This window comes from Rhizobium sp. WSM1328, from assembly GCF_057653715.1.
On the sequence record NZ_JBYGKO010000004.1, the window covers coordinates 561,515 to 585,946 of the forward strand.

General features: G+C 61.2%; 24 protein-coding genes. 7 read left to right on the plus strand and 17 right to left on the minus strand.

The window, feature by feature from the left end:
• Positions 1 to 11: 11 nt before the first annotated feature.
• The 4 genes from AC2444_RS33855 to AC2444_RS33870 all read right to left on the minus strand — a co-directional run bounded on the left by AC2444_RS33855 (position 12) and on the right by AC2444_RS33870 (position 3,447).
• Positions 12 to 1,391 carry an ATP-binding protein gene (locus AC2444_RS33855; protein ID WP_017996917.1) on the minus strand — a complete coding sequence of 460 codons (1,380 nt, stop codon included), beginning with the start codon at positions 1,389 to 1,391 and terminating at the stop codon, positions 12 to 14.
• On the minus strand, positions 1,388 to 2,062 hold the full coding sequence (locus AC2444_RS33860; RefSeq protein WP_012763182.1) for a response regulator transcription factor: 675 nt from the start codon (positions 2,060 to 2,062) through the stop codon (positions 1,388 to 1,390). Before AC2444_RS33860 ends, AC2444_RS33855 begins: the two co-directional genes overlap by 4 nt.
• Positions 2,063 to 2,197: 135 nt before the next feature.
• A complete protein-coding gene (locus AC2444_RS33865) occupies positions 2,198 to 2,461 on the minus strand; it encodes a hypothetical protein (RefSeq protein WP_128450426.1) in 264 nt (87 codons plus the stop codon).
• A gap of 95 nt (positions 2,462 to 2,556) precedes the next feature.
• On the minus strand, positions 2,557 to 3,447 hold the full coding sequence (locus tag AC2444_RS33870) for a haloalkane dehalogenase (RefSeq protein WP_128405904.1): 891 nt from the start codon (positions 3,445 to 3,447) through the stop codon (positions 2,557 to 2,559).
• On the opposite strand from AC2444_RS33870, the gene AC2444_RS33875 reads away from it, so the two are divergent.
• The 3 genes from AC2444_RS33875 (at position 3,448) to AC2444_RS33885 (ending at position 6,557) form a co-directional block, all read left to right on the plus strand.
• The gene (locus AC2444_RS33875; RefSeq protein WP_128405905.1) at positions 3,448 to 3,960 is read left to right on the plus strand and encodes a MarR family winged helix-turn-helix transcriptional regulator; all 513 of its coding nucleotides are present in this window, start codon (positions 3,448 to 3,450) and stop codon (positions 3,958 to 3,960) included.
• Positions 3,961 to 4,023: 63 nt separating this feature from the next.
• A complete protein-coding gene (locus AC2444_RS33880) occupies positions 4,024 to 5,295 on the plus strand; it encodes a flavin monoamine oxidase family protein (protein ID WP_128450427.1) in 1,272 nt (423 codons plus the stop codon).
• Between the two features lie 230 nt (positions 5,296 to 5,525).
• Positions 5,526 to 6,557 (plus strand): aldo/keto reductase, encoded by a 1,032-nt coding sequence (locus tag AC2444_RS33885; RefSeq protein ID WP_222004432.1) that lies wholly within the window; start codon positions 5,526 to 5,528, stop codon positions 6,555 to 6,557.
• Between the two features lie 157 nt (positions 6,558 to 6,714).
• Here AC2444_RS33885 and AC2444_RS33890 read toward each other — a convergent pair whose 3' ends face one another.
• Positions 6,715 to 8,499, minus strand: a complete 1,785-nt coding sequence (locus AC2444_RS33890; protein WP_012763176.1) for a trimethylamine N-oxide permease — start codon at positions 8,497 to 8,499, stop codon at positions 6,715 to 6,717.
• 250 nt (positions 8,500 to 8,749) lie between these two features.
• Here AC2444_RS33890 and AC2444_RS33895 point away from each other — a divergent pair, with 250 nt between their 5' ends.
• From AC2444_RS33895 to AC2444_RS33910, 4 genes are all read left to right on the plus strand, one after another.
• Positions 8,750 to 11,119 carry a trimethylamine N-oxide demethylase gene (locus tag AC2444_RS33895; RefSeq protein ID WP_012763175.1) on the plus strand — a complete coding sequence of 790 codons (2,370 nt, stop codon included), beginning with the start codon at positions 8,750 to 8,752 and terminating at the stop codon, positions 11,117 to 11,119.
• A gap of 281 nt (positions 11,120 to 11,400) precedes the next feature.
• The gene (locus AC2444_RS33900; protein WP_003548109.1) at positions 11,401 to 11,610 is read left to right on the plus strand and encodes a cold-shock protein; all 210 of its coding nucleotides are present in this window, start codon (positions 11,401 to 11,403) and stop codon (positions 11,608 to 11,610) included.
• 128 nt (positions 11,611 to 11,738) lie between these two features.
• On the plus strand, positions 11,739 to 11,963 hold the full coding sequence (locus AC2444_RS33905) for a hypothetical protein (RefSeq protein ID WP_012763174.1): 225 nt from the start codon (positions 11,739 to 11,741) through the stop codon (positions 11,961 to 11,963).
• 135 nt (positions 11,964 to 12,098) lie between these two features.
• Complete coding sequence (locus AC2444_RS33910; protein WP_012763173.1) at positions 12,099 to 12,479, plus strand: DUF6481 family protein; 381 nt, start codon at positions 12,099 to 12,101, stop codon at positions 12,477 to 12,479.
• Positions 12,480 to 12,520: 41 nt separating this feature from the next.
• Here the strand turns inward: AC2444_RS33910 and minE are convergent, their stop codons facing one another.
• The 12 genes from minE to AC2444_RS33970 all read right to left on the minus strand — a co-directional run bounded on the left by minE (position 12,521) and on the right by AC2444_RS33970 (position 24,431).
• Positions 12,521 to 12,781: a cell division topological specificity factor MinE gene (gene minE, locus AC2444_RS33915; protein ID WP_003574994.1), complete on the minus strand. Its 261-nt coding sequence runs from the start codon at positions 12,779 to 12,781 to the stop codon at positions 12,521 to 12,523.
• Positions 12,778 to 13,593 carry a septum site-determining protein MinD gene (gene minD, locus AC2444_RS33920; RefSeq protein ID WP_025397600.1) on the minus strand — a complete coding sequence of 272 codons (816 nt, stop codon included), beginning with the start codon at positions 13,591 to 13,593 and terminating at the stop codon, positions 12,778 to 12,780. Before minD ends, minE begins: the two co-directional genes overlap by 4 nt.
• 85 nt (positions 13,594 to 13,678) lie before the next feature.
• Positions 13,679 to 14,398 carry a septum site-determining protein MinC gene (gene minC / locus AC2444_RS33925; RefSeq protein ID WP_012763172.1) on the minus strand — a complete coding sequence of 240 codons (720 nt, stop codon included), beginning with the start codon at positions 14,396 to 14,398 and terminating at the stop codon, positions 13,679 to 13,681.
• A 209-nt stretch (positions 14,399 to 14,607) separates the two neighbouring features.
• Entirely contained in the window at positions 14,608 to 15,210 is a 603-nt protein-coding gene (locus tag AC2444_RS33930; protein ID WP_128408091.1) for a methyl-accepting chemotaxis protein, read from the minus strand.
• Between the two features lie 112 nt (positions 15,211 to 15,322).
• Positions 15,323 to 16,660: an NAD(P)-binding domain-containing protein gene (locus AC2444_RS33935; RefSeq protein ID WP_012763170.1), complete on the minus strand. Its 1,338-nt coding sequence runs from the start codon at positions 16,658 to 16,660 to the stop codon at positions 15,323 to 15,325.
• A gap of 40 nt (positions 16,661 to 16,700) precedes the next feature.
• Positions 16,701 to 17,741: a heme-dependent oxidative N-demethylase family protein gene (locus tag AC2444_RS33940; RefSeq protein ID WP_012763169.1), complete on the minus strand. Its 1,041-nt coding sequence runs from the start codon at positions 17,739 to 17,741 to the stop codon at positions 16,701 to 16,703.
• Between the two features lie 31 nt (positions 17,742 to 17,772).
• Complete coding sequence (locus tag AC2444_RS33945; protein ID WP_128408092.1) at positions 17,773 to 18,738, minus strand: PDR/VanB family oxidoreductase; 966 nt, start codon at positions 18,736 to 18,738, stop codon at positions 17,773 to 17,775.
• Complete coding sequence (locus AC2444_RS33950) at positions 18,735 to 19,340, minus strand: dimethylamine monooxygenase subunit DmmA family protein (protein WP_128408093.1); 606 nt, start codon at positions 19,338 to 19,340, stop codon at positions 18,735 to 18,737. The genes AC2444_RS33945 and AC2444_RS33950 overlap by 4 nt, the downstream gene beginning before the upstream one ends.
• A gap of 11 nt (positions 19,341 to 19,351) precedes the next feature.
• Positions 19,352 to 20,485 carry an aminomethyl transferase family protein gene (locus AC2444_RS33955; RefSeq protein ID WP_128408094.1) on the minus strand — a complete coding sequence of 378 codons (1,134 nt, stop codon included), beginning with the start codon at positions 20,483 to 20,485 and terminating at the stop codon, positions 19,352 to 19,354.
• A 149-nt stretch (positions 20,486 to 20,634) separates the two neighbouring features.
• Positions 20,635 to 21,519: a formyltetrahydrofolate deformylase gene (purU, locus tag AC2444_RS33960; protein WP_017996905.1), complete on the minus strand. Its 885-nt coding sequence runs from the start codon at positions 21,517 to 21,519 to the stop codon at positions 20,635 to 20,637.
• A 192-nt stretch (positions 21,520 to 21,711) separates the two neighbouring features.
• The gene (glnT, locus tag AC2444_RS33965; RefSeq protein WP_128449870.1) at positions 21,712 to 23,019 is read right to left on the minus strand and encodes a type III glutamate--ammonia ligase; all 1,308 of its coding nucleotides are present in this window, start codon (positions 23,017 to 23,019) and stop codon (positions 21,712 to 21,714) included.
• An 83-nt stretch (positions 23,020 to 23,102) separates the two neighbouring features.
• Positions 23,103 to 24,431, minus strand: a complete 1,329-nt coding sequence (locus tag AC2444_RS33970) for an FMN-binding glutamate synthase family protein (RefSeq protein WP_003548137.1) — start codon at positions 24,429 to 24,431, stop codon at positions 23,103 to 23,105.
• Position 24,432: the final 1 nt, after the last annotated feature.

Consider the following 24,432-nt stretch of genomic DNA (forward strand, 5'->3'; position numbering starts at 1 on the left):
AGCGCGTTGAATTATGCAGTAGCCAGATGCGATGGGGTATAAACGCCTGCCGATTTGTCCGGCGGGAAGCGCAGCCGGCAGACCGCGCCAGGACTGCGATTGTCGATCGTCACCTCGCCGCCGTGCATGCGCAGGATGTCGCGAACAAGGTTGAGACCGAGGCCGGCACCGCGTCCGTCGTGATGGCGCTTGAAGAACGGCTCGAATATCCGATCCTCCATATCGGCGGGGATGCCCGGTCCCTCGTCGCTGACTTCGATCCAGTTGCAGCCTGATGTCAGCGAGATGATGCCTTTCCTGCCGCCGTGGTTGATCGCGTTCTGCAGGATGTTCATCAGGGCGCGCTGCAGCGCCAGGGGATCGCCCTCGATCTCGCCGGCGCCGTCGACATCGAACTGCACCGTGTAACCGGCGGCAAAGGCCAGTGGCGCCATCTCGATGATGACCTTCCTCGCCAGTTGGCCGAGATCGATCTTGATGAACTGGACCTTGCCCTGTTTCAGTCGCTGAAGATCGAGCATCTGCTCGGTGAGAACCGCAAGCCTTGCGGCATCTTCCAACAGGTCGGTCTTGATTGAACTGTGCGGCAGGGATCCAATTCTCGTGTTCAGGATGGCGATCGGTGTGCGCAGTTCATGGGCGGCATCGGTCAGAAACCGTTCCTGCCGCTCATAACCCTCGTCGAGACGGCCGAGCGCGCGGTTGACGGCATGCACCAGCGGCGCGATCTCTTCGGGAGTATCGTTTTCCGACAGCCGCCCGCCACGCTGGTCGATATCGATCGTATCGGCCTGGAGCGCGGCCTGGTCGATCCCGACCAGCGACCTTCGCACGACCAGCGGCGTCGCGATCAACGCACCCAACGCCATCACTGCGACGATCGGAATAACAATTTTCGCAAGGACCAGCGAAAGCTTGAGCAGGATGAAGGTGGACGAGTTTGGGCCGTCGGTGCCCGTCAGAAACTGCACCTGTCCCCCATCCGTGGCAATCCACTTCATTCGGGCAGCCGGACGGTCGTGGTCGTCGAGATTCGAGCCGAATTTGGCCTGGCCGACATGATCGAGCGTGTTGCCGATTGCGGCGTATTCTTCCGGAACCGGGCCCTCGGTCAAAACATGACCCTGCAGGTCGCGTATGGTGTACCAGAGATCGGGCGCGTCCTTGCGCAGCTGTCGCAGATCCTCGGTCTCCCTCAGGCTCAATTCTCCGGTGGGCTGGCGGAACACGGCCTGGCGCAGGACCTCGATCGTGCCCTCCGTCGACCTGAATTCGGATATCTTGCCAACCGAAATCAGCACGATCATCACCAGGATGAGGACGACCGATTGGACGGCAAGGAGCCGCCAGAACAGGCGCTTGCGCAGCGAATAGGAGCATCGTTTGCTCATGATGCTTCACGCAGGAGATAACCCACGCCCCGGATAACGTTGATGACGACACCTGCTTGCGATGCCGCCAGCTTGCGCCGCAACCGCGATATGTGGGAATCGAGCGCGTTCGACTGGATCTCGTCGTCGAAGCCGAAGACCGCTTCCATCAAGGCCGGTCGCGGCACCATACGACCGGCACGGCGCATGAGGCATTCGAGCACCAACGCCTCCCGGCGCGGCATTTCCAAACGCAGGCCGGAGACGATGATGTCGCAATAGGTCGGATCGAACGAAAGCCGCCCGATCGAGATCAGCGCCGGGCGCAAGGTTTCGGAGCGGCGCATCACGGCACGCAGCCGCGCCAGAAGTTCGTCAAAGACGAAGGGCTTGGCAAGGTAATCGTCGGCCCCGGTCTCGAGGCCGGTGATCCTGTCTGGAACCTCTCCCTTGGCGGTAATGACGATGATCGGCAGCGTCAGCCCCTTCTTGCGGATCTTCGGAATGAGTTCGAGACCATCGCCGTCGGGCAATTGCCGATCCAGAAGCACGGCGTCGTAGGCGCCGTCGCCGATCACCATCTCGGCGTCGCACAGCGTCGAAACGTGATCCATCACCATGTCGTGCCTGGTCAGGGCGCCTCGGAGCGCCACGGCCATTTGAGGTTCATCCTCGATCAGTAGTATGCGCATCTCATATTCCTATCGGGGGTGCCTATCGGGGACTGCCGGTCCTCAGGTGGAAACCATATCACCATCAAGCAAGGCGGCGGTGCCTTCAGAGCATCGAATGGAAGATCGCCGCCTCGTAGCAAAGGATCCTATCCATCATGATGCACGGCGCTGCTCGATCAAAGCCATCGGTTGGTACCTGCGGCTGATGCGGTAGACTGCGGCCGGCGGGATATTGCGCAAGGTCCAGTCGATCCTCTTTGAGACAAGACCGAGGGAGTCGAGGATTTCGATGGGCACCGAGCATTTTGGGCCAAAGGTCAGGCCCGCAAGGCGCGGGCCTGATGGCGTGATCGAAGCGATGCGCAGCGGCGCACGAAGCCAAGCAAGAAGAAAGCGTCGTCGATCGAAACGTGGCATTGGACCTTCACAGTGGCTGATTGATTCCACCCATGAACCGGCTCAACATTGCAGCAGTCTGTCATGTCGCAGTCACGGTGACGCAGACGCAGATTTTATGTCTGAGACGCGACCTTCCGCTGCGCTGTTCTGAGCCCCTTCCTGTCGATCCAGCTTTTGATTTCGGCGGCAATCGCCTCGGGCTGGTCCTCGGGGGCAATGTGGCGCGCCGGCCCGCACCCCCTGATCTCCAGGCCGGCGATATTGTCGCGGCACCACGATATCATCTCGCTGCCGATCAACAGCGTTTCGGAGGGACCGTCGAAGGTCAGCAACAGCTTGGGAGTCTGAGGACTGGCGCAAAGCCAGCGGTCATAGGCCTCGATCCTGGCGACCACGTCGGCCGGCTCGCCGTTGATCGGCATGGCGCGCGGCCATTCCAGCAGCGGGCGCCGGCTGTTACGGTCCGGATAGGGTGCTCGGTAGACATCCCAGTCGGCATCGCTCAGCCCTTTCAGCGTGGTCGCGCGCAAGGCCTGTTCGATGAAGAAATTTTCGTCGAGGACCTTGGTCTCGCCGGTTCCCGCGCCCCGCAACAGTTCATAACGCGCCTTTCCGCCGCCCGGCAGATCATACCAGCCCATCGGCCGCAGGATGGTTTCCATGAAGGCGATGCCGCGCACCCGCTCGACGTGGCGCGAAGCCCAGTCGAATGCCAGCGCGCCGCCCCAGTCGTGGCCGACGAGCACGACGTCGTCGAGGTCAAGCGCATCGAACCAGGCGTCGAGATAGGCGATGTGATCGCCATAGCGATAGCCGATATCGGGTTTGCCGGAGCGTCCCATGCCGATGAGATCGGGCGCTAGGTAGCGGCCAGGCCCGATACCGGGCATGATGTTCCGCCAGAGATGCGATGAGGTGGGATTGCCGTGAAGGAAGACGATCGGGTCGCCCTCCCCCAGCTCCTCGTAGGAGATGAACGAGTTGAGGATATCGATGGTCGGCATATGGAGCTCCACGCTTTCGTGCTATATAGGCAGGCGACTGTCCATCTATCATATAGACAGGTAACTGTCTATATCGCTGCGCGGGGTTTCATGTCGTCTTCTTCCCTTGGCCTGTTGTTGCGTCTGGTCCATCAGCATTGGACACAGGCCGTGGAAGCGGCACTCGATGAGGCCGGTTACGGCGATATCCGCCCGCCGCACGCCAATGTCTTTACCTTCGCGCGGCCGGAGGGCATCCAGGTCAGCGAGCTGACCAGGCTCGCCCGTGTTCGCAAGCAGACGATGACGCAGGCCGTGGAAGAACTCGAGCGCTTGGGTTATGTCGAGCGCCGGCCCGATCCGACTGACCGGCGTGGCCGGCTGGTGTTTCTGACGGAAAAAGGCCAGGGGGTCAGGCCGATAGCGATGGCGGCGGGCCGGCGCGTCGATGAAAGCTGGGCCGCCCTGGCCAGCCAGCAGCAGATGGACGATTTGCGGACAGCACTCCAGCGGCTGCTGGAGCAGCTGCAATAGCGAAGCGGGGCTGGCTTGAGACGACCCTTTCCACTTAACCGTCGCACGACCGAAGGAAAATACATGCCTGGTGACAACAACAAAGGTGCCGACGAGGACGTCGTCATCATCGGCGCCGGTGCCGCCGGCATTGCCGCCGCCCGTCGCCTACAGGCAATCCGCCCGGATCTTTCCATCCTCCTGCTTGACGCTGGCGATCGTCTCGGCGGTCGCGCCTGGACGGTTGGACTGCCTGAGGCCGCCGATATCGGGCTCGATCTTGGCTGCGGCTGGCTGCATGGCGCGCGGACCAATGCCTGGACTGCGATCGCCGGAGAGGTCGGACTGACGGTCGACCACACACCTGCGCCCTGGAACGATGGCGGACGGCGGCTTCAGCGCGATGACGCAAAGGCGCGTGCGGCAAGGCAGGCGATCGGCGCCTATTTCGAGCGGCTGGAGAGCCACGCGGGCAATGATGCAGCCATGGCCGATATGCTCGAGCCCGGCAATCCCTGGAACGGCCAGATCCGGGCGGTCGGTACCTACATCACCGGCGCCGAACTGGAGCGGTCGTCGGTCGTCGATTACAACAGATATGATCCCGGCCCCGGCCCTGACTGGCGGGTGCGCGAGGGCTATGGGACGCTGGTCTCGCTTTACGGCAAGCCGGTTCGGGCAAGGCTCGGCACCGAAGTCACGCGCATCGACCATCGTCATGCCGGCCGTATCGGCATCGAGACGAACCAGGGTGTGCTCAGTGCCCGCGCGGTGCTGGTGACGGTTTCGACGAATGTGCTTGCCGCCGGCAAGATCGCCTTCGACCCGCCTTTGCCTGACAAGATCGAGGCAGCAGCCCGTTTACCGCTCGGGCTCGCCGACAAGCTGTTCTTGAGGCTCGCAAATCGGGAGGCGTTGCCGGCGGACACGCATATGTTGGGCTCCAACAGTCGCGGCGCGACCGGCACCTATCAGCTCCGGCCGTTCGGCGCCCCCGTCGTCGAAGCCTATTTCGCCGGCGACCTCGCGCATGATCTTGAGGGGCAAGGCAGAGAGGCCGCCTTCTCCTTCGCTGGAGACGAACTGTCGGCACATTTCGGCGCGGATATCCGCGAGGAGCTGTCGGTCGCCGCGATGTCGGCCTGGGCCGCAACGCCCCATATCGGCGGCTCCTATTCCTACGCCGAACCCGGCGCCTCCGATCAACGCGGCCGTCTCGCCGCGCCGCATGACGAGCGGATCTTTTTTGCCGGAGAGGCCTGTTCGACGTCGCGTTATTCGACGGCGCACGGCGCCTACGAGACCGGTGTCGCCGCAGCCGATCGGATCGCCGGTTCGTTTTGGCAAAATCCGTGATCCTCGCCGGGCACGACGGCAGGCAGGAATATTTTTTTCTCACTTGGTCGCGCGGGCGGGATTGGTTATGCTGCCCTCGCCCCTGAGTTCCCAGCCCAGGGCGCTATACGTCATCCGGCGGCAAGCGGCCGCCTCAAGCACAATATTGTCATTGTCATTGATTGCAGGAGCCCCGGCTTCTACCCCGACGTTTGCACGTCGGCTGCGGGTATCCGCATGAGGAGGAAGAAATGGATTATCGCAAGCTCGGTCCCAGCGGGACCGTCGTCACCGCCTATTGCCTCGGAACCATGACCTTCGGCGCGGAGGCCGACGAGGCCGCGTCGCACAAGCTGCTCGACGATTATTTCGCCTGGGGCGGCAATTTCATCGATACCGCCGATGTCTACAGCGCCGGCAAGTCGGAAGAGATCATCGGACGCTGGCTGAAGGCCCGACCGACCGAGGCCCGCCAGGCGATCGTCGCCACCAAGGGACGCTTTCCGATGGGCAACGGGCCCAACGATATCGGCCTGTCGCGTCGGCATCTTAGCCAGGCGCTCGACGATTCGCTCCGCCGCCTCGACCTCGAGCAGATCGACCTCTACCAGATGCATGCCTGGGACGCGCTGACCCCGATCGAAGAGACGCTGCGTTTCCTCGATGATGCGGTATCCTCCGGCAAGATCGGCTATTACGGCTTCTCCAATTATGTCGGCTGGCATATCGCCAAGGCCTCGGAGATCGCCAAGGCGCGCGGTTATACCCGTCCGGTGACGCTGCAGCCGCAATATAACCTGCTGGTGCGCGACATCGAACTCGAGATCGTCGCGGCCTGCCAGGATGCCGGCATGGGTCTGTTGCCGTGGTCACCGCTCGGCGGCGGCTGGCTGACCGGCAAGTACAAGCGCGACGAGATGCCGACCGGCGCCACCCGCCTCGGTGAAAACCCCAATCGCGGCGGCGAATCCTATGCGCCGCGCAATGCGCTGGAGAGAACCTGGGCGATCATCGGCGTCGTCGAAGAGATCGCCAAGGTGCATGGCGTCAGCATGGCGCAGGTGGCGCTCGCCTGGACAGCGGCGCAGCCGGCGATCACCTCCGTGATCCTCGGCGCCCGCACACCGGAACAGCTCGCCGACAATCTCGGCGCCATGAAGCTCAAACTCTCCGACGACGAGATGGCGAGACTGAACGATGTGAGCGCGCCTCAGCCGTTCGACTATCCCTACGGCAAGGGCGGCATCAACCAGCGCCATCGCAAGATCGAGGGTGGGCGCTGAGCCCTCCTTCCGCCTCCGAACGAACCCTGTCCGCTTCTCGTCGAGGCGGACAGGATGCCAGTCGATGGCGGCGAGACGATCAGGCGACGCCCGCTTCCATGAAAAAGCCGCCATGTTTCCATGGCGGCTTGACGGCCTGTCTGCTTGGGAGGCGATTTTAGGCCGGAAGCTGGAAGATCACATTGGCGATCAGGACGATCGCCAGGCCGCCGGCGAGTGCGAGATAGGGCAGCATGCCGGCTTTCTTGACGCCGAGATCCTGGCCGACCAGGCCGAGATCCTCCATCGCGCCTGCCGGGAACTTGCCGCCGTCGCGCACATAGTGGCGATAGGCGAAGACCGGCAGGATCAGGGCGGCGAAGATGAAGCCAACCCAGAGCGCATTGGAATAACCCCAGACCTTGGCGCCGGCGCCGAGAAACAGCGCGTTGACGAAGGCCAGCACGGTGTTAAGGCCGATCAGCCAGGTCGGAGCCTTCCAGGGGCGTTCGATATGGCCGGAATCCATCCGGTGAATCCAGCCGGAATTGAGGTTCAGGAAGTTGAAGATGATGTAGCCGACATTCGAGACGGCGAGCACGAAGAAGTAGCCGCCGACATCCGAGGCGATCGCCAGCAGGAAGAGATTGAAGGCGAAATCGGTCCACATCGCCCTGGTCGGCGCGCCGTGCTCGTTGACGTGGTCGAGATATTTCGGCAGCCAGCCGTCCTTCGAACCCTGGTAGAGCGTGCGCGAGGAGCCGGCCATCGCGGTCATGATGGCGAGGAAGAGTGCCATGATCATCAGTACGACGAGCAATTGAGTGACGATCCGGCCGGCGCCGATCAGGCCGCCGAGCGCTTCGGCAACACCTGTGCCGTCGACGATGCCGGGGGCCAGCATGCCTGCATGGCCGAGAACGCCCTGGAAGGCGAAGGGCACGAGGAAGAAAAACAGGCAGCAGGCAAGGCCGGAATAGAAGATCGCCTTGAAGGTGTCGGTCTTCGGGTTCTTGAGTTCGCGGGTGTAGCAGACGGCCGTCTCGAAGCCGTAGGTCGACCAGGCGGCGATATAGAGGCCGCCGAGGAACAGCGTCCAGCCACCATTGCTCCAGGTGCCGTCGGCAGCGGCATAGGCCGCCGTCGGCGGCACGAGGCCGGTGACGTTGGTGGCGAGGATCTGACCGCTGACGATCGGATAGAGGCCGATGATGAGCAGCGGCACCAGCACGATGATTGCCAGCCACTTCTGCACGCTTGCCGTTTCCGAAATGCCGCGATGCTGAATCGCGAAGATGATCAGCATCAGCATGCCGCCGATGAAGAAGGTGGCGTTGATATTGGCGGTGGCGAGGAAGGGAATGTTGAAGCTCAAGAGCGACCAGCTGCGGATCGCCGGCGTCAGCGCTGCGATACCGTCGGTGCCGAGCAATGCCTTGACGGCGTCATCCGGCGTGGTGCCGGTATGGGCTGCGATATATTCGGCGACGCGGGGGCTGTCGGCCGTGATGGAAGCGGCATGCGCTGAGATCCAGTCGAGGACCATTTGCGAATCCGCTGCAGGAATCGGGTAGAATGCGTTGAGGATGTAACCGGCGGCGATGGCGCAGCCGAGCGACAGCACCGGCGACCAGGCAAACCAGTTGCACCAGACGGAGAGCGGCGCGATGAATTTCGAATAACGCAGCCAGGCGGTGGCGCCATAGACCGAAGCGCCGCCGGATTTGTTGGCGAACATGCCGGCGATTTCGGCATAGGTGAAGGATTGCAGAAAACCCATCACCATCGAGATGATCCAGACGACGAAGGCGAGCTTGCCCGTCGTGCCAGCGATGCCGCCAATGGAGAAAAGAACGAGCGGCGGCACACCCGCAGCCACCCAGAATGCGCCCTTCCAGTCGAGCGCACGTACAAGCTTACCTTCGGTGCCGGATACAATCCCGGCCTCCACAACGTCTGTCATCGGTGAAATTCCCCATTCTATTTGTTCCGGACGTATCTTTGTACGTCTCCCTGAACGTGTCTCCCTGACGGTCTCAAGCCCGCTCGGATGATTTTGACGATCCGTGTTCCCGACGGATTCCCCGAGTCTCAACTCTTTATGCATAGTGAAGATATTTTCTTTTTAGTCAACATCACTTTACTTTCCCGGGGCATTTTGTAACCTGCATGGGTGGGTGTCCGAGGACGCCCGATCCTCCCATGAGGGCAGTATGCGAGAACTTCATCCTGCTATGACGGGCCTGCGGCCGGCCGCTCCGAGCCTCGTGCACTATCCCGGCATTTCCACCTTGCCGGAAGGAACCGAGCGCTACAGGGCAAAGGGCGGCGGATCGGTCGTTGTGCGCGTCGAGCCGGGCGATGGCGTCATCGTCATCGACAGCGAGGGCGGACAGGTCTGCGAAATCTCCTTCCTCGACGAGAAAGGGCGGTTCCTGGCGGCCGGTCTCGGAACGGCATTCAGCAATTCAGCCGATGGTTTGAAGGCCATTCTTCAAGCGGAGGATGAGGGTGCTGCCCGCACGCGTGCAGCGCTTCAGCGTCGCGGCGCCGATCTTGCAAAGGCCGGCGCGCTCAGCATTTTCGGGTCGGGATCGACCCCGGGCAGCAGGGCGGAATTCACGATTTCCATGAAGGGCCTGCTGATCGTCGCAGCACCGGCCAGCGCCATGTCGCCGGAGGCGCAGGATACAGCGACGCCGATCGAGATCAGGATCAAGCGCAGCCTGCTGATCCGCGATTATGCCTCCGCTTTGCCGGAACCGGCCGCCGATCCGGTCGAGGATATTCGCATCCGGGCGGCGACCGCGGCGGCCTATTTCGTGCGTGCCGGCGAATTCATCCAGATCATCGACGTCTATGGACGCCAGTGCACCGATTTCCAGGCGTTTGCCGCCCGCAAGGTCGACAAGGGTCTCGACCTCGCGCTCGATTCCACCGTCACCCGCACGCTGCTCGGCCGCAGCTATCCGATGCCGGGTCTCCCTTCGAAGGCCTTCGACCGCGACTTCGAGCCGCTGGTCGAAATCGTCCAGGATACGGTCGGCCGTCACGACGCTTTCGCGACCGCCTGCAATTCGCGCTACTACGACGACATGGGTTATCCCGGCCACGTCAACTGCACGGACAATTTCAATGCGGTGCTGGCGCCTTACGGCATTGCCGGCCGCAAGGGCTGGGAAGCGCTGAACTATTTCTACAACACCAATATCGACCACAATAACCAGCTCTATCTCGACGAGCCCTGGTCGCGTCCCGGCGATTATGTGCTGATGCGGGCGCTGACCGATCTCGTCTGCGTCTCCTCGTCCTGCCCTGACGATATCGACGCTGCGAACGGCTGGGATCCGACGGATATCCACGTCCGCACCTTTTCCGGAAAAGAGAAATTCTCACGAGCGGTGGCCTATCGCATGACCCCAGATGCCGACGCCGAACTGACGCGCGAAACCGCCTTCCATCCCCGCCTCTCCGCCTTGACACGTGACTACACCGAATATCGCGGCTACTGGCTGCCGAACCGCTTTTCCAGCGAAGGGCCGGTCGAGGAATACTGGGCCTGCCGCGAGCGCGCCGCCGTCATCGATCTCTCGCCCTTGCGGAAATTCGAGGTGACGGGGCCGGATGCCGAGGAACTGCTGCAATATTGCCTGACGCGTGACGTGCGCAAACTGTCGACCGGCCAGGTCGTCTATTCCGCCATGTGCTACGAAAACGGCGGCATGATCGATGACGGCACCCTGTTCCGGCTCGGCGACAAGAACTTCCGCTGGATAGGCGGCGATGATTTCAGCGGCATATGGCTGCGCCAGCAGGCGGAGAAGAAGGGCTTCAAGGCCTGGGTCCGCTCTTCGACCGACCAGATGCACAATATCGCCCTGCAGGGGCCGAAGAGCCGCGATATCCTGAAGGAGATCATCTGGACGGCGCCGCGCCAGCCGACGATCGGCGAACTCGAATGGTTCCGCTTCACCGTCGGCCGCATCGGCGGCTTCGAGGGTGCGCCGATCGTCGTCTCGCGCACCGGTTACACCGGCGAACTCGGCTACGAGATCTTCTGCCATCCGAAGGATGCGCTGACGGTGTTCGACGCCGTCTGGGAGGCCGGCCAGCCGCACGGGTTGAAGCCGATGGGATTGGAAGCGCTGGACATGGTCCGCATCGAGGCGGGCCTGATCTTCGCCCATCACGAATTCACCGACCAGACCGATCCGTTCGAGGCCGGGATCGGCTTCACGGTGCCGCTGAAATCCAAACAGGACGATTTCATCGGCCGCGAGGCGCTGATCCGGCGCAAGGAGCATCCGCGCCATCTGCTCGTCGGCCTCGACATCAAGTCCAACGAGGCCGTCGGCCATGGCGATTGCATTCATATCGGCCGGGCGCAGGTGGGCGTCGTCACCAGCGCCACGCGCTCGCCGGTCCTCGGCAAGACGATCGCGCTCGCCCGCATCGATGTGATGCATGCAAACCCGGGCACCGAGGTCGAGGTCGGCAAGCTCGACGGCCACCAGAAGCGCCTGCCGGCGACGATCGTGCCGCTTTCGCATTACGATCCGCAGAAGACGCTGCCGCGCTCGTAACGCCTGCTTTGGAGGTCGGGAAACGGCGATCGGTTGTTGATACTGTCGTTGACGCGCACGACCGGCGAGATGCAATCTTATGGCGATTTGGCGGCTCAAAAAAACTAAAAGTTGACATATCCGGCTTCGATGTTTATATCTCGGTGGTCGATATTGCTTGTTTGACTTTTGTTATCGCACGCTGGCAACGTGCCCTGGACGAACTTCCCTCTTCAAAATCGAGATCATCATCCGTCGTGCTTTCGCACGTGCGGTCGTCAATTGCTATGAAAGGGTTTGTTATGACCACTGGCACAGTTAAATGGTTCAATTCCACCAAGGGCTTCGGCTTCATTCAGCCTGATGACGGCGGCGCTGACGCCTTCGTCCACATCTCTGCCGTCGAGCGTGCTGGAATGCGCGAAATCGTCGAAGGCCAGAAGATCGGCTACGAGCTTGAGCGCGATAACAAGTCGGGCAAAATGTCCGCTTGCAATCTCCAAGCCGCTTAAACTGAAATCTGCTTTCCTTTGACCGCGGATGTACCGGCACAGTTGAAAGTATGATACTATCAAGGTCAGGCAAGTTGCCTGGCCTTTTTGCTGCGTTCCGCCAGCGGGCTGATAAATCCAGGATTGATATGACAGAGTCACACAGCAAATCACGCAAGCAGGCGGAGATTGCCTTCGGAAACGCGCAATCGCAGTTCCTGGCGCGAAGCCGCGCGGTCGAAGAGATCGATTCGACCATACGTGCCCGCGAGGAAAAAACCTTGCGGTTACGCGAAGCGCGTGAAGCCAAGGAATTGCAGGATCGCTTGACAGGGGGTACTGCTCCCAGCGCGAAGCGAAAAAAGAAAATCTGACCCAACGGCATAATTCCTTAAATCGGTCCGATTTCAGGATAAAGCGATGCAGCAGTTCAAGGTATTACAGCGCCCTTTGCGCGTCTTAAGACGTGCGGCGCCGTAGGGTCGAAGTCAAACAGTCAGGAAACAGATTTGAAAAACGCCAAAAACAACGAGCTTTCCGATCGCCGCAGCGCCGCTGCCGAAGCCAAGGCGGCTCTCCTCAATGCGTATCGTAGCGCCAAGGATTCAGCCGAACCGACAAGGCTGGCAAAGCAGGCGGAGCGTCAAGCCATTGCCGCGGCCAGGGAAGAACGTCGCGCTCAGCGAGAACGGGTCAAGCTCGAGGAACTGGAGCGGGCTCAGGCCGCCGAGGCCGAACGTCAGGCTGCCGCCGAGGCCGCAGCACGCGCCGATGCCGACGCGCGCGAAGCAGCTGATAAAGAGCGGATCGCCCGCGTGATTGCCGACGAAGCCGCCCGAAAGGCCGAACGCGACCTGCGTTACGCCAATCGCAAAGCCAGGAAGTCCTGATCGTCAGCGCCGCCTGTTGTCGCAACAGGCAGCGCTCTCTTTCAAGCAGCCTGAACGGCTGCGTTCAGCGGGATTTCGACGTCGATCTCAAGGGTCGAGACGTATTCGTTGCGATCGATCGTCACCTGCACCTTGTCGTGGTCGAGCTGCACATGCTTTGCGATCACCGCCAGGATTTCCTCGCGCAGCAGGGAGACCAGGTCCGACCCCGCCGAGGAACGTTCATGAGCGAGAAGGACCTGCAGCCGTTCGCGGGCGGCCGGTGCGGTTCTCTGCTTGTTGAATAGACGGAAAATATTCATGCTGCCCTCCGTCCGAAGATCTTGCCGAAAATGTTCCTCTTTTCCTCTGGGATGGCGATCGGCACAACTTCGCCGGCGAGCCGACGAGCGGCATCGAAATAGGCCATCGCAGCCGCGCTGCGGCTGTCTGCCAGCGTGACCGGCGCCCCGATATTGGATGCCCGCAGAACATCCATGCTTTCGGGTATGATGCCGAGCAGCGGGATGGACAGGATCTCCAGGACGTCGTCGACCTTGAGCATGTCGCCGCGTTCGGCGCGGTTGGCGTCATAGCGGGTGAGCAGCAGGTGCTTTTCCATCCGCTCGCCGCGTTCGGCCTTGGCGGTCTTGGCATCGAGCAGGCCGATGATGCGATCCGAATCGCGCACCGAAGAGACCTCAGGATTGGTGACGACCACGGCCACATCGGCGTGGCGCATGGCAAGCGTTGCGCCGCGCTCGATGCCGGCGGGGCTGTCGCAGATGATCCAGTCGAAATAGCGCTTCAGGTCGTTGATGACGCGCTCGACGCCCTCGGCCGTCAGATTGTCCTTGTCACGCGTCTGCGAGGCCGGCAGCAGGAACAGCGTTTCCAGCCGCTTGTCGCGGATCAGCGCCTGGGTAAGCTTGGCGTCGCCCTGGATGACATTGATCAGGTCATAGACGACCCGGCGCTCGGCGCCCATGACGAGGTCGAGATTGCGTAAGCCCACGTCGAAATCGACGACGACGACCTTCTCATTGCGTTGCGCCAGCGCCGCTCCCAATGCGGCGGTCGAGGTTGTCTTGCCAACCCCGCCCTTGCCTGACGTGACGACGATCACTTTCCCCATCATTGTCTCTCCTTTGCCGTGGCCCCAGTAATTCAAAGTGTTAAAGCGTGCTGTGCGGCTCTCGAAGAGAGGCGCGGCGCTGCCGTCAGATCAGTTTCTCTGCCATGATCGCGTCGTCTTCGAGCCAGAGCTGAACAGCCTGTCCGCGAAGATTGGCGGCCATGTCTTCCGCCATTTTGTAGATGCCGTCGATTGCAACCAGCTCGGCCTCGAGCTTGCGGCAAAAGATCCGCGCCGATGCGTTTCCGATGGATCCCGCCATGGCTCGGCCACGCAAGGCGCCATAGATATGGACGGACCCGCCGGCGATGACCTCGGCACCCGAGGCGACCGATCCGATGACGGTGACGTCGCCTTCCGGAAAGATCACCGATTGCCCCGAGCGCACCGGTTCCCGGATGACGATCGATTGCATGGCCGGGCGGGCCTCCGCCGCTGCCGGTTTGCCGGGTAGATCGGCAGGCTCCTTTGCCTGAACTTCGATGTCGGAGACCGACCGACCGCCTTTGAGTGCCGGCGGCATGCCGGATCCGAGGATCGAAGGCCGCGCGCCCTCGATGCCCATGATGCTGACATTGCGCTTGGCAAGTTCGGCAATCAGGTCCTTCAGCTGTGGCCGGTCGATTTGCAGGTCCGTCAGATCGAGCACGACAGGCCGTCCGAGGAAGAAGCCGGCCGAACGCGCGGCCAAATCGTCCAGCCGGATCAACCAATCATCGATGGGAAGATCCGGAGACAGCATGACCGCGAGGAAAGAGCGGCCCTTGATGCGGATAGAGCGAGCGTCTGTTAGCACTTTGGTCATCTATGTGAAGAAATCGTTGACCATGTCTACCGCTGCTATGGTTAACAAAAAGTTAACGCGGCCTTAATTTCACCGACAATCACCTGAGATTCTTTAAGCGCAGAATTACCGCAAGCCATTGGAAAAGCGTTGCAATCTGCGGAAGCGCTGCCCGGTTAATATTGCGGCTTTCGACTTGAGCCGCAAATCTGCCGCTGCTTGGGTAAAGCTCAGCCCTCGGCCTTGCGTTGTGCGTTGGAAATGGCGCGTGCGGCCTCTTCCGAGGAGTTGGCGAGCGTGCGCATTTCTGCGGCCAGCACGGCAAAGCCCGATCCGGCCGTGCCGGCGCGGGCGGCCTCGATGCCGGCATTGACGGCGAGCAGCTTCAGGTAACGCAGCGATTGCAGGATCTCATTGGTCTTCGAGGCGGTGACGCGCATGCCGGAGGTTTGTTCATCGATTCGCTGATAGAGCGATTCGATGTTGATGATGCTGCCTTCGAGATAGAGAAGCTCGCCCTTCTCGTCCCAGATACCGCCGCCTGTCTCGGTGACCCAGATGAGATGCCCCATGGCGTGGCGGATACGATATTCCATCGTCCAGTCCGTGCGCTTCTCCAGCGCCCGTCCGACGATCTCATCCATCAAAGGCACGTCTTCCTCGTACATGATCGAGGTGAAGGTTCGCGTGCGGTTGCCGACGATTTCATCGACGGGATAACCGAAGATGCGCTCGATGCCGTTGGTCATCTCAAGCATCGTGTAGTTTTCATCGGCTCGGCAGCGGTAGAGAAAACCGCTCATGCGCCCGAGAATGCTCGTTTGAAAATCCATGAAGGCCACATCCGAAGAGAAGAGTTGCAATCGTCTCGCTCAAAGGCGCGGCTCACAATATGCCGGAGGAGAGTGCACGAACACCCTCCTCCGGCAATGCAGGCCCGCCTCATCAGTTGCGTAGATATTCCTCCATGGAATCGTCGAGCGCCTCGACCCAGGGGGTGTGGTGCGTCGGCGACATGTTGCCGGTCATCAGCGATCGGTAGGCATGATCGCGAAAGCCCATGATGTTGTGAGCCTTGTGATGTTCCCACTCCATGAAGGTCTGGTTGGTGCCCTCGATGTCGAAGGAGGGATAATCGGTTTCGGCAAGCAGTTCCTTCACATAGTCGCCCTGATACCAGATCATCTGCTCGGCATCCTCGAGTGTTTCCTCGCGGGCGCGCCACATGTCGAAATTGGCTTTCAGCTCCTCTTCCGGCGGCAGCGTGATGCGGCCCATCATCACGTCGCGTGCCCACCAGGCCTGCACGTCGAACATGTTGAAGGTATAGAACTGGTCCTGCATGCCGATATAGAAAAGCTGCGGGTTCTTGTCGAAGATCACCCCCTTGTAGAGGCTGTCAGCCCAGAGGCGGTTGGCGGTCTTCAGCCGGAGTTCGTCGGGCAGGAATGGGAAGTGGTGCTGGTATCCGGTGCAGAGGATCACCGCATCGACCTCCTTGGTCGAGCCGTCGAGGAAATGCGCGGTGCGGTTTTCGAGCTTGATCAGCAACGGCCGCTCCTCGAAATTCTCCGGCCATTTGAAGCCCATCGGCTTCGAGCGATAGCTCGTCGTCACCGATTTCGCGCCGTATTTCCAGCATTGCGAGCCGATGTCCTCGGCCGAATAGCTGCGTCCGACGAGCAGGATGTCCTTGCCCTTGAACTCCAGCGCGTCACGGAAGTCGTGGGCATGCAGCACGCGGCCGTTGAAGGTCTTCACGCCTTCGAAATAGGGCACGTTCGGCGTCGAGAAATGACCTGATGCCACGACGACATAGTCGAATTCCTCGTCATACATCCGGTCCTCGACGCGGTTATGCGCCGTCACCGTGAACTTCTTCGTCTGATCGTCGAAGCGGACCATGCGTACCGGCGTGCTGAAGCGCACCCAGTGGCGGACGTTCGCCTTCTCGACGCGTCCCTTGATGTAATCCCAGAGCACAGCGCGCGGCGGATAGGAGGCGATCGGCTTGCCGAAATGCTCCTCGAAGGAATAGTCAGCGAATTCAAGGCATTCCTTCGGTCCGTTCGACCAGAGGTAACGATACATGCTGCCGTGGACCGGCTCGCCATATTCGTCGAGGCCGGTGCGCCAGGTATAGTTCCAGAGCCCGCCCCAGTCCGACTGTTTTTCGAAGCAGACGATCTCCGGGATCTCGGCGCCCTTTTGGGCGGCCGATTGAAAGGCGCGCAGCTGCGCCAGTCCGGAAGGACCGGCACCAATGACGGCTACTCTTGTCATGAAGCATTCCCCTCTTGATTATATCGCATTGTCCTGCGTGTCAGTCCGGATAGATGCCGGGGCTGGTCGGCGCCCCATCGTCATACTTGGAAAACCAGTCGATCGTCGTCTCGCGGAAGCGGGTGAGGCCTTTGTAGTCGATGAGCTCCGGCGGCAGTGTCTTCAGCACGCGCGGAAAGCGTCGCGCCCATTTCGGCACGGTCACGAGCTCTTCCATGTTCATCAGGTAGCAGCGGATGACGAAAAGGATGGCGTTCGAGCGTGGCAGGCGCCAAAGGCTCTGCAGCTCGACGCGCAGATGCACCTTCTCGCCGACATTATCAGGTGTCACCGTGGTGCGGTCAGGACCCCATTTGTGATAATTCTCCGGGCTGGTGTCGAGCCGCGGATTGATCGTCATCGTCCAGTTGAAGCGCCGTGTCGGCTTGCCCTGCTGCAGGTTCAACAGGAATTTCAGCGCTCGGTCGAAGACGCCGATCTGGTGGGCGAGCGGCACCGGCCCATGCCATTCCATGAAGTTCATGCCGATGTCGAAATCGAGCGACCAGTCGGCCTGCGTCGTCACCATGCCGGCGTCCATCCAGAGATTGCTGTCGCGCTGGTCGACGATGCAGAAATCGCCCTGGGCCTGGCGGGTGATATATTCGAAGGGCTCATAGGGCAGCGTCGAGGCATCGCCAAAGGTGAAGCTGTCGTCGATGCCGAGCGGGCGGTTGATCCAACGCCACTGGTCACCGTTGCGGATCAGCGTGAAATGGTCGGGGTACCCTGCCGCCTGCTCTTCCATCAAAAGTTCGAGCGTATCCCATTGCGCGCTCATCATGTGCGGCAGCGCCTGATAGCGCAGCGGATCTTCCTTCAGGACCAGCGCCCGGTCGTGCATCTCGGCGACATAATGCTCGTCGACGTCGATCAAGCTTTCGTAGACGGTTCCCGCCCGGCCGTGGACATGCGGCTCCATATTGACCGAATACATGTATTCGTCGCGGTCAAAGGGAAACGGGAAACGCCGGATATTCTCGGGGCTATTCCGATAACTGAAATCGTTCCGGAAGGTTTCCTGCTTGAAGACGATTGCCATGTCCGGTCTCCTTGTTCCGCTTCCAATGCCGCTAGAGATCAAGATGCAGCGTGTTTCCCTCGAAGCGGGAAACGCAGATCATCACCTTGCGGCCGGATGCTTTTTCTTCGCTCGTCAAATAGACGTCATGGTGCAGCAGCTTGCCGTCGCAGGTGACGACGCCGGTCTCGCATTGACCGCAGGCGCCGCCGCGACAGAGGAAGGGCGCGTCGACGCCCGCCGCCTCGATTGCCTCCAGCATGCTTTCGTGATGGCCGACCTTCACGGTCTTGCCGGACCGCAGGAGCTCGATCGCGAAGGGCTTGCCTGGTAGAGACGACAGGAACCGTTCCGAATGCAGGTTCTGTTCCGGCCAGCCGGCGTCCAGTCCCGACTTCAGCACGCCGTCGATCATCCCTGACGGGCCGCAGACATAAAGATGCGTGCCGAGCGGCTGGGTGCCGAGCAGGCGCGTCAGCGGCATGGCGCCGCCTTCGGCATCGCAATAGATCTTGATGCGATGTCCGCCATAGCGCTCGACGAGATGCTGCCAATAGGCGCCGCGGTCGCGCGTGCGGATGGCATAATGCAGCTCGAAATTGGCGCCCTCGCGGGAAAACTGCTCCATCATTGCGATGAAGGGGGTAATGCCGATGCCACCGGCGATCAGAAGATGCTTGCGCCCGCGCCAGTCCGGCTGGAAGAGGTTGACAGGATAACTGACCTTGAGCTCGTCGCCTTCGCTGACCTTCTCATGCATGAAGGTAGAGCCGCCGCGCGAATTCTCGACGTGCAGCACGCTGATCTCGTAGGCTGCGCAATCATGCGGCGGCGACATCAGCGAATAGGCGTTGCGGCGCATATGGCCGCCATCGTTCATCAAGACGATGACGTGGGCGCCGCCGGAGAAATAAGGCATCGGCTTGCCGTCAAGGCGCTCGAAACGGAAGCGCTTGACGCGCTCGGCAATCGGCGTGATCCGCACCACGCGGACAGGAATTTCAGTACCACCGCTCAAAGGAACAACTCCTCGGGGTCAGGCGCGCTGCCCGGTTCTTCCGCATCGATATTGACGCCCTGGAAGGCGGCGAGCCGGCGCGAATAGTGATCGCGCACCAGAAGCGGCAGCCCGCAATGGCTGCAGGCAAACGGGCTGGTGGTGACGTCGTCGGTAATGCCCTTGCAATGGACGCATTGCACCCGCCGTGCCAGCGAGCCGCGATGCTCGGTGATGACGGAGGCATGGTCCATGCCGTAATCGAGCGCCACGAGCATTGCCTGGCCGATGAAGCCTTCCGTGCCCGACAGATAAAGCCGCGTGCCCATGTGAGCAGTGGCAAGCGAACCCTTCAATCGGAAGAGCAGCGTTGCGATGGTCGGAGCCGTGAAGAACATGTCGGCGCCGAGGTGGCGCAGCGTCTCGTCCAGGCCGGATCCTTGCGAACCGCGGGCGACATAGAGGATCTCGCTGCGGGCAAGAGCCGTTTCGTCAAGCGCCGGCTGCTGATCGAGCAGAGCCCTGGCGCCCTCCCCTTCGAGCGCGAAAATGTGCCGCCGGGCATTGGGCTGGATGGTCAGGCCCGTGTAGACGGGTCGGCTCTTGATGCCTGCAACGAGCATTCGCCTGCTCCTTAACCTACGGCAATCCTCTTTTTCTTCTCCGGATCGTCGAAGGGAAGTGTATGGGCGGTGGCGCTTGCCTTTACTGTCTTGCCGCGGACTTCGAGTTTCGTCCCATGCACCGCCTTGTCAACGTCCAAGCGGGCAATCGCCATGGATTTCTTCGTCAGGGAGGAATAGCTCGGGCAGGTAATGACACCGACCTTTTTGCCGTCGGCAAAGACTTCGTCACCGAGATCGGCCGGTCCGTCGGCATCGATCAGCATGCCGAAGATCTTGAAGCGTTCCTTGCCCTTGAGGCGGGCATGCTCCTCGGCGCCACGGAAGCCCGTCTTGCCGGGGCTGACGGTGAAGTCGAGGCCGAGTTCCCAGAGGCTATCGCCGGGCGGCTGATCGGCGAAGGGATACATTTGCGAATTGTCGTAAGGGTAGAAGAGCAGGTAGCTTTCGACCCGCAGCATGTCGAGAACGGAGAAACAGCAGGGGATGATGCCCATCGGCTTGCCTTCCTCGACGATCCGGTCCCAGACCATGACGGCGTCCTGGCCGCGCACGAAGATCTCGTAGCCGCGCTCGCCGGTATAACCGGTGCGCGAGATCATCACCGGCGCGCCGAACAGCGTCGTCTGCATGTGGTGGAAGTATTTGAGATCGCGAATGCCGGGCACATATTTGGCCAGATAGTCGACCGCGAGCGGTCCCTGCAGCGACAGGTCGTGCAGGTCGTCATCGAAGAGCACGGCGCAATTGCGGCCCGCGGCCTGCTTGACGAGTTCCTCGTGGCCGGAGCCGGAGCCATGCACCAGCATCCAGGAATTCGGGCCGGTGCGATAGACGATGCAGTCGTCGGTGAAGTGGCCGCGCTCGTTCAGCATCGTCGCATAGACCGACCGGCCGGGGTAGATCTTCGTCAGGTCGCGGCTGGTGATGGAGTCTAGCACGGCGATGGCGTGCGGGCCGACCAGATGCACCTTCTTCAGGCCCGAAACATCCATGATGCCGGCCTTGGTACGGACGGCGACATGCTCCTCCGACATATCCTTGTCATAGGTCCAGGCGGTGCCCATACCGCTCCAGTCCTCGAGCTTCGATCCCAGTGCGCGATGCCGATCCGCCAAGACGGAGAAACGCCATGATAAAGCCATTGTCCGTTCCCTCTTATTTCCTCTACGGAATATTTATTTCCTGACTATATAAGTCTTTCGCGTCGTGGCAAGCCCGCCCGGCATGCATTTCCCAAACTTTGATGGCATAGGCGCTCTGGCGCGATGGGTGCGATGACGCCAATCATCTCTCAGCCCATCCGCTCCGACGCGTAACTTCCCGGGCTTGCCGGGAAGACCACGGTGCGGTTGCCGTTGATGAAGGTGCGGTGATGGATATGGGCGTGGATGGCACGCGCCAGCACCTGGCTTTCGACGTCGCGGCCGATCGAGACATAGTCGTCGGGCGACTGCGCATGGGTGATGCGCGCCGTGTCCTGCTCGATGATCGGGCCTTCGTCGAGATCGGCGGTGACGTAATGGGCCGTCGCCCCGATCAGCTTCACGCCGCGTTGATAGGCCTGTTTGTAAGGGTTGGCGCCCTTGAAGCTTGGCAGGAAGGAGTGGTGGATATTGATGATCTTCCCGGACATCTTCTGGCACATCTCGTCCGACAGGATCTGCATGTAGCGGGCGAGCACGATCAGCTCGGTGCCGGTCTGCTCGACCACGTCCATGATATGGCCCTCGGCCTGCACCTTGTTGGCCTTGGTGACCGGAATATGGTGGAAGGGGATGTCATGGTTGACCACGACCTTCTGGTAGTCGAAATGGTTGGAGACCACGCCAACGATATCGATCGGCAGGGCGCCGATCTTCCAGCGGTAAAGCAGGTCGTTCAGACAATGGCCGAAGCGCGACACCATCAAGAGCACCTTCATGCGCTTCTCGCTGTCGTGAAAATCGTAATCCATTTCGAAAGGAGCGGCGACGGTCGCAAAACCGGTGTCGATATCGGCGCCCGAAAGCCCCTCCTCCGAAATGAAGCTGACGCGCATGAAGAACTTGCCGGTGTCGAGATCGTCGAACTGCGAACTGTCGATGATGTTGCAGCCCTTGTCGGCCAGATAGCTCGAAATCGCCGCGACGATGCCGCGCGTCGACTTGCAGGATACGGTGAGTACGAAACTCTTCATGCTGTTTCTTCCTTCGCTATCCCGAGCGCAGATGGCCTACTGCATAATTCCTTAAATCGGGTTCGACTTGATAATTACGCAGCAATTCAAAGTGTTAGCGTCGTTTTGGCGTCTGAAATACACGCGGCACTGCAACCACGCCGGAGCTTGTCTGCTCCGGCGCATCAGCGTGTCTTCAGAACGCCCGTCCGTTCAGATGTCGAGCGTGCTGTCGCGTTCCCACTGGGTGAAATGGGAGCAGAAAGCATTCCATTCCTGATGCTTGAGCTTGAGATAGGCGGCGGAAAACTCGGCCCCGATCGCCTGCTTCAAGCCCTCGTCTGCATCATAGGCGCGCAGCGCGTCGAGCAGGTTGAGCGGTAGGCGCGGCGCGTCCTTCACCAGATACCCTTCGGCATACATGTCGATATCGTAATGCCGGCCGGGGTCTGCCTGGCTGCGGATGCCGTCGAGGCCGGCCGCGATGATGATCGCCTGCAGCAGGTACGGATTGACCGCACCATCAGGCAGGCGCAGCTCGAAACGTCCAGGTCCCGGCACGCGCACCATGTGGGTGCGGTTGTTGCCCGTCCAGGTCACGGTGTTCGGCGCCCAGGTCGCGCCCGATGTCGTGCGCGGCGCGTTGATGCGCTTATAGGAATTGACCGTCGGATTGGTGATCGCGGCGAGCGCGGAGGCGTGCTTCATGATGCCGCCGAGGAAGGTTTTACCCTGAGCGGAGAGCCCAAAGGCCATTTCCTTGTCGGCGAAGGCGTTGACCTTGCCATCGATGTCCCAGACCGAAATATGGGCATGGCAGCCGTTTCCGGTCAGGCCTTTGAAGGGCTTCGGCATGAAGGTGGCGCGAAGGCCGTGTTTTTCGGCGACCGACTTGACCATGAACTTGAAGAAGGAGTGCTTGTCTGCCGTCTGAAGCGCGTCGTCATATTCCCAGTTCATCTCGAACTGGCCGTTCGCGTCCTCGTGGTCGTTCTGATAGGGCTTCCAGCCGAGCTCGAGCATGTAGTCGCAGATCTCGGCGATGACATCATAGCGACGCATCACGGCCTGCTGATCGTAGCAAGGCTTCTCGGCGGTATCGAACTGGTCCGAAATCACCGAGCCGTCCGCAGAAATCAGAAAGAACTCGGGCTCCACGCCGGTTTTCACCCTGAGCCCTTCTTTCGCAGCTTCGGCGACCAGTCTCTTCAGCACAACACGCGGTGCCTGTTCGACAGTCTGATCGTTCATGACGCAGTCGGCTGCAACCCATGCGACGTCTTTCTTCCAGGGCAACTGGATGACCGAGGACGCATCGGGAAGCGCGAACAGGTCGGGATGGGCTGGCGTCAAATCGAGCCAGGTTGCGAAGCCCGCAAAGCCGGCGCCATCCTTCTGCATATCGGCGATGGCTTCTGCCGGGACCAGCTTGGCGCGTTGGCCACCGAACAGGTCGGTATAGCTGATCATGAAATATTTGATGCCTTTGTCTTTGGCAAAAGCAGCAAGGTCCAGTGTCATTCTCGTTCCCCTTTGGATTTCTTGGAGACACTTTGCTTATGGATGCGAGACGGCCGGGACGTTTGCCCGGCCGGTAGTAGAAATCAGTAGCCTCCCTTGCCGGGATACCAGTTTGTGCCGGCGAGCGGGATCTGGGCCATGGCGGCCGCCTCCATCGTCAGCGCGCAAAGATCTTCCGGTTCCAGGTTGTGCAGGTGGTTCTTGCCGCAGGCGCGCGCGATGGTCTGGGCTTCCAGCGTCATAACCTTCAGATAGTTGGCGAGACGGCGGCCGGCGGCGATTGGATCAAGGCGCTTCATCAGTTCCGGGTCCTGCGTCGTGATGCCGGCCGGGTCTTTGCCTTCGTGCCAGTCGTCATAGGCGCCGGCCGTCGTGCCGAGCTTCTGGTATTCTTCTTCCCAATGCGGATCGTTGTCGCCGATCGCAACGAGTGCCGCCGTGCCGATGGCAACGGCATCGGCACCCAGCGCCAGTGCCTTGGCCACGTCGGCGCCCGATCGGATGCCGCCCGAGATGATCAGTTGCACCTTGCGATGCATGCCGAGATCCTGCAGCGCCTGGACGGCGGGGCGGATGCAGGCGAGCGTCGGCATGCCGACATTTTCGATGAAGACATCCTGCGTCGCGGCGGTTCCGCCCTGCATGCCATCGAGCACCACCACGTCGGCCCCAGCCTTCACCGCAAGTGCGGTATCGTAATAGGGACGCGCGCCACCGACCTTCACATAGATCGGCTTTTCCCAGTCGGTGATCTCACGCAGTTCCAGGATCTTGATTTCGAGGTCGTCCGGGCCGGTCCAATCCGGGTGGCGGCAGGCCGAGCGCTGGTCGATGCCCTTCGGCAGATTGCGCATGTTGGCGACACGATCGGAGATCTTCTGGCCGAGCAGCATGCCACCGCCGCCGGGCTTTGCGCCTTGACCGACAACCACTTCGATCGCATCGGCGCGACGCAGGTCCTTGGGATTCATGCCGTATCGCGACGGCAGATACTGGTAGACCAGCGTCTGCGAATGGCCGCGCTCTTCATCGGTCATCCCGCCGTCGCCTGTCGTGGTGGAGGTTCCGGCAATCGTCGCGCCGCGTCCGAGCGCTTCCTTGGCATTGCCGGAGAGCGCGCCGAAGCTCATGCCGGCAATGGTGATCGGCGTCTTCAGGTGAATGGGCTTTTTGGCGAAGCGCGCGCCGAGGACGACCGACGTGTCGCACTTTTCGCGGTAACCTTCGAGCGGATAGCGCGAGATCGATGCGCCGAGAAAAAGCAGGTCATCGAAATGCGGCACCTTGCGTTTGGTGCCGGCGCCACGGATGTCGTAAATGCCGGTCGCCGCCGCACGGCGGATTTCCGCCAGCGTGTAATCGTCGAAGGTCGCGGACTTGCGCGGCGGGGTATAGGGGTTGTGATAGCTCATG

Coding starts and splice junctions, on each gene's coding strand:
- AC2444_RS33855 (WP_017996917.1), bottom strand. CDS start 1,391: ATGAGCAAACGATGCTCCTATTCGCTGCGCAAGCGCCTGTTCTGGCGG.
- AC2444_RS33860 (WP_012763182.1), bottom strand. CDS start 2,062: ATGCGCATACTACTGATCGAGGATGAACCTCAAATGGCCGTGGCGCTC.
- AC2444_RS33865 (WP_128450426.1), bottom strand. CDS start 2,461: ATGCCACGTTTCGATCGACGACGCTTTCTTCTTGCTTGGCTTCGTGCG.
- AC2444_RS33870 (WP_128405904.1), bottom strand. CDS start 3,447: ATGCCGACCATCGATATCCTCAACTCGTTCATCTCCTACGAGGAGCTG.
- AC2444_RS33875 (WP_128405905.1), top strand. CDS start 3,448: ATGGAGCTCCACGCTTTCGTGCTATATAGGCAGGCGACTGTCCATCTA.
- AC2444_RS33880 (WP_128450427.1), top strand. CDS start 4,024: ATGCCTGGTGACAACAACAAAGGTGCCGACGAGGACGTCGTCATCATC.
- AC2444_RS33885 (WP_222004432.1), top strand. CDS start 5,526: ATGGATTATCGCAAGCTCGGTCCCAGCGGGACCGTCGTCACCGCCTAT.
- AC2444_RS33890 (WP_012763176.1), bottom strand. CDS start 8,499: ATGACAGACGTTGTGGAGGCCGGGATTGTATCCGGCACCGAAGGTAAG.
- AC2444_RS33895 (WP_012763175.1), top strand. CDS start 8,750: ATGCGAGAACTTCATCCTGCTATGACGGGCCTGCGGCCGGCCGCTCCG.
- AC2444_RS33900 (WP_003548109.1), top strand. CDS start 11,401: ATGACCACTGGCACAGTTAAATGGTTCAATTCCACCAAGGGCTTCGGC.
- AC2444_RS33905 (WP_012763174.1), top strand. CDS start 11,739: ATGACAGAGTCACACAGCAAATCACGCAAGCAGGCGGAGATTGCCTTC.
- minE (WP_003574994.1), bottom strand. CDS start 12,781: ATGAATATTTTCCGTCTATTCAACAAGCAGAGAACCGCACCGGCCGCC.
- minD (WP_025397600.1), bottom strand. CDS start 13,593: ATGGGGAAAGTGATCGTCGTCACGTCAGGCAAGGGCGGGGTTGGCAAG.
- minC (WP_012763172.1), bottom strand. CDS start 14,398: ATGACCAAAGTGCTAACAGACGCTCGCTCTATCCGCATCAAGGGCCGC.
- AC2444_RS33930 (WP_128408091.1), bottom strand. CDS start 15,210: ATGGATTTTCAAACGAGCATTCTCGGGCGCATGAGCGGTTTTCTCTAC.
- AC2444_RS33935 (WP_012763170.1), bottom strand. CDS start 16,660: ATGACAAGAGTAGCCGTCATTGGTGCCGGTCCTTCCGGACTGGCGCAG.
- AC2444_RS33940 (WP_012763169.1), bottom strand. CDS start 17,741: ATGGCAATCGTCTTCAAGCAGGAAACCTTCCGGAACGATTTCAGTTAT.
- AC2444_RS33950 (WP_128408093.1), bottom strand. CDS start 19,340: ATGCTCGTTGCAGGCATCAAGAGCCGACCCGTCTACACGGGCCTGACC.
- AC2444_RS33955 (WP_128408094.1), bottom strand. CDS start 20,485: ATGGCTTTATCATGGCGTTTCTCCGTCTTGGCGGATCGGCATCGCGCA.
- purU (WP_017996905.1), bottom strand. CDS start 21,519: ATGAAGAGTTTCGTACTCACCGTATCCTGCAAGTCGACGCGCGGCATC.
- glnT (WP_128449870.1), bottom strand. CDS start 23,019: ATGACACTGGACCTTGCTGCTTTTGCCAAAGACAAAGGCATCAAATAT.
- AC2444_RS33970 (WP_003548137.1), bottom strand. CDS start 24,431: ATGAGCTATCACAACCCCTATACCCCGCCGCGCAAGTCCGCGACCTTC.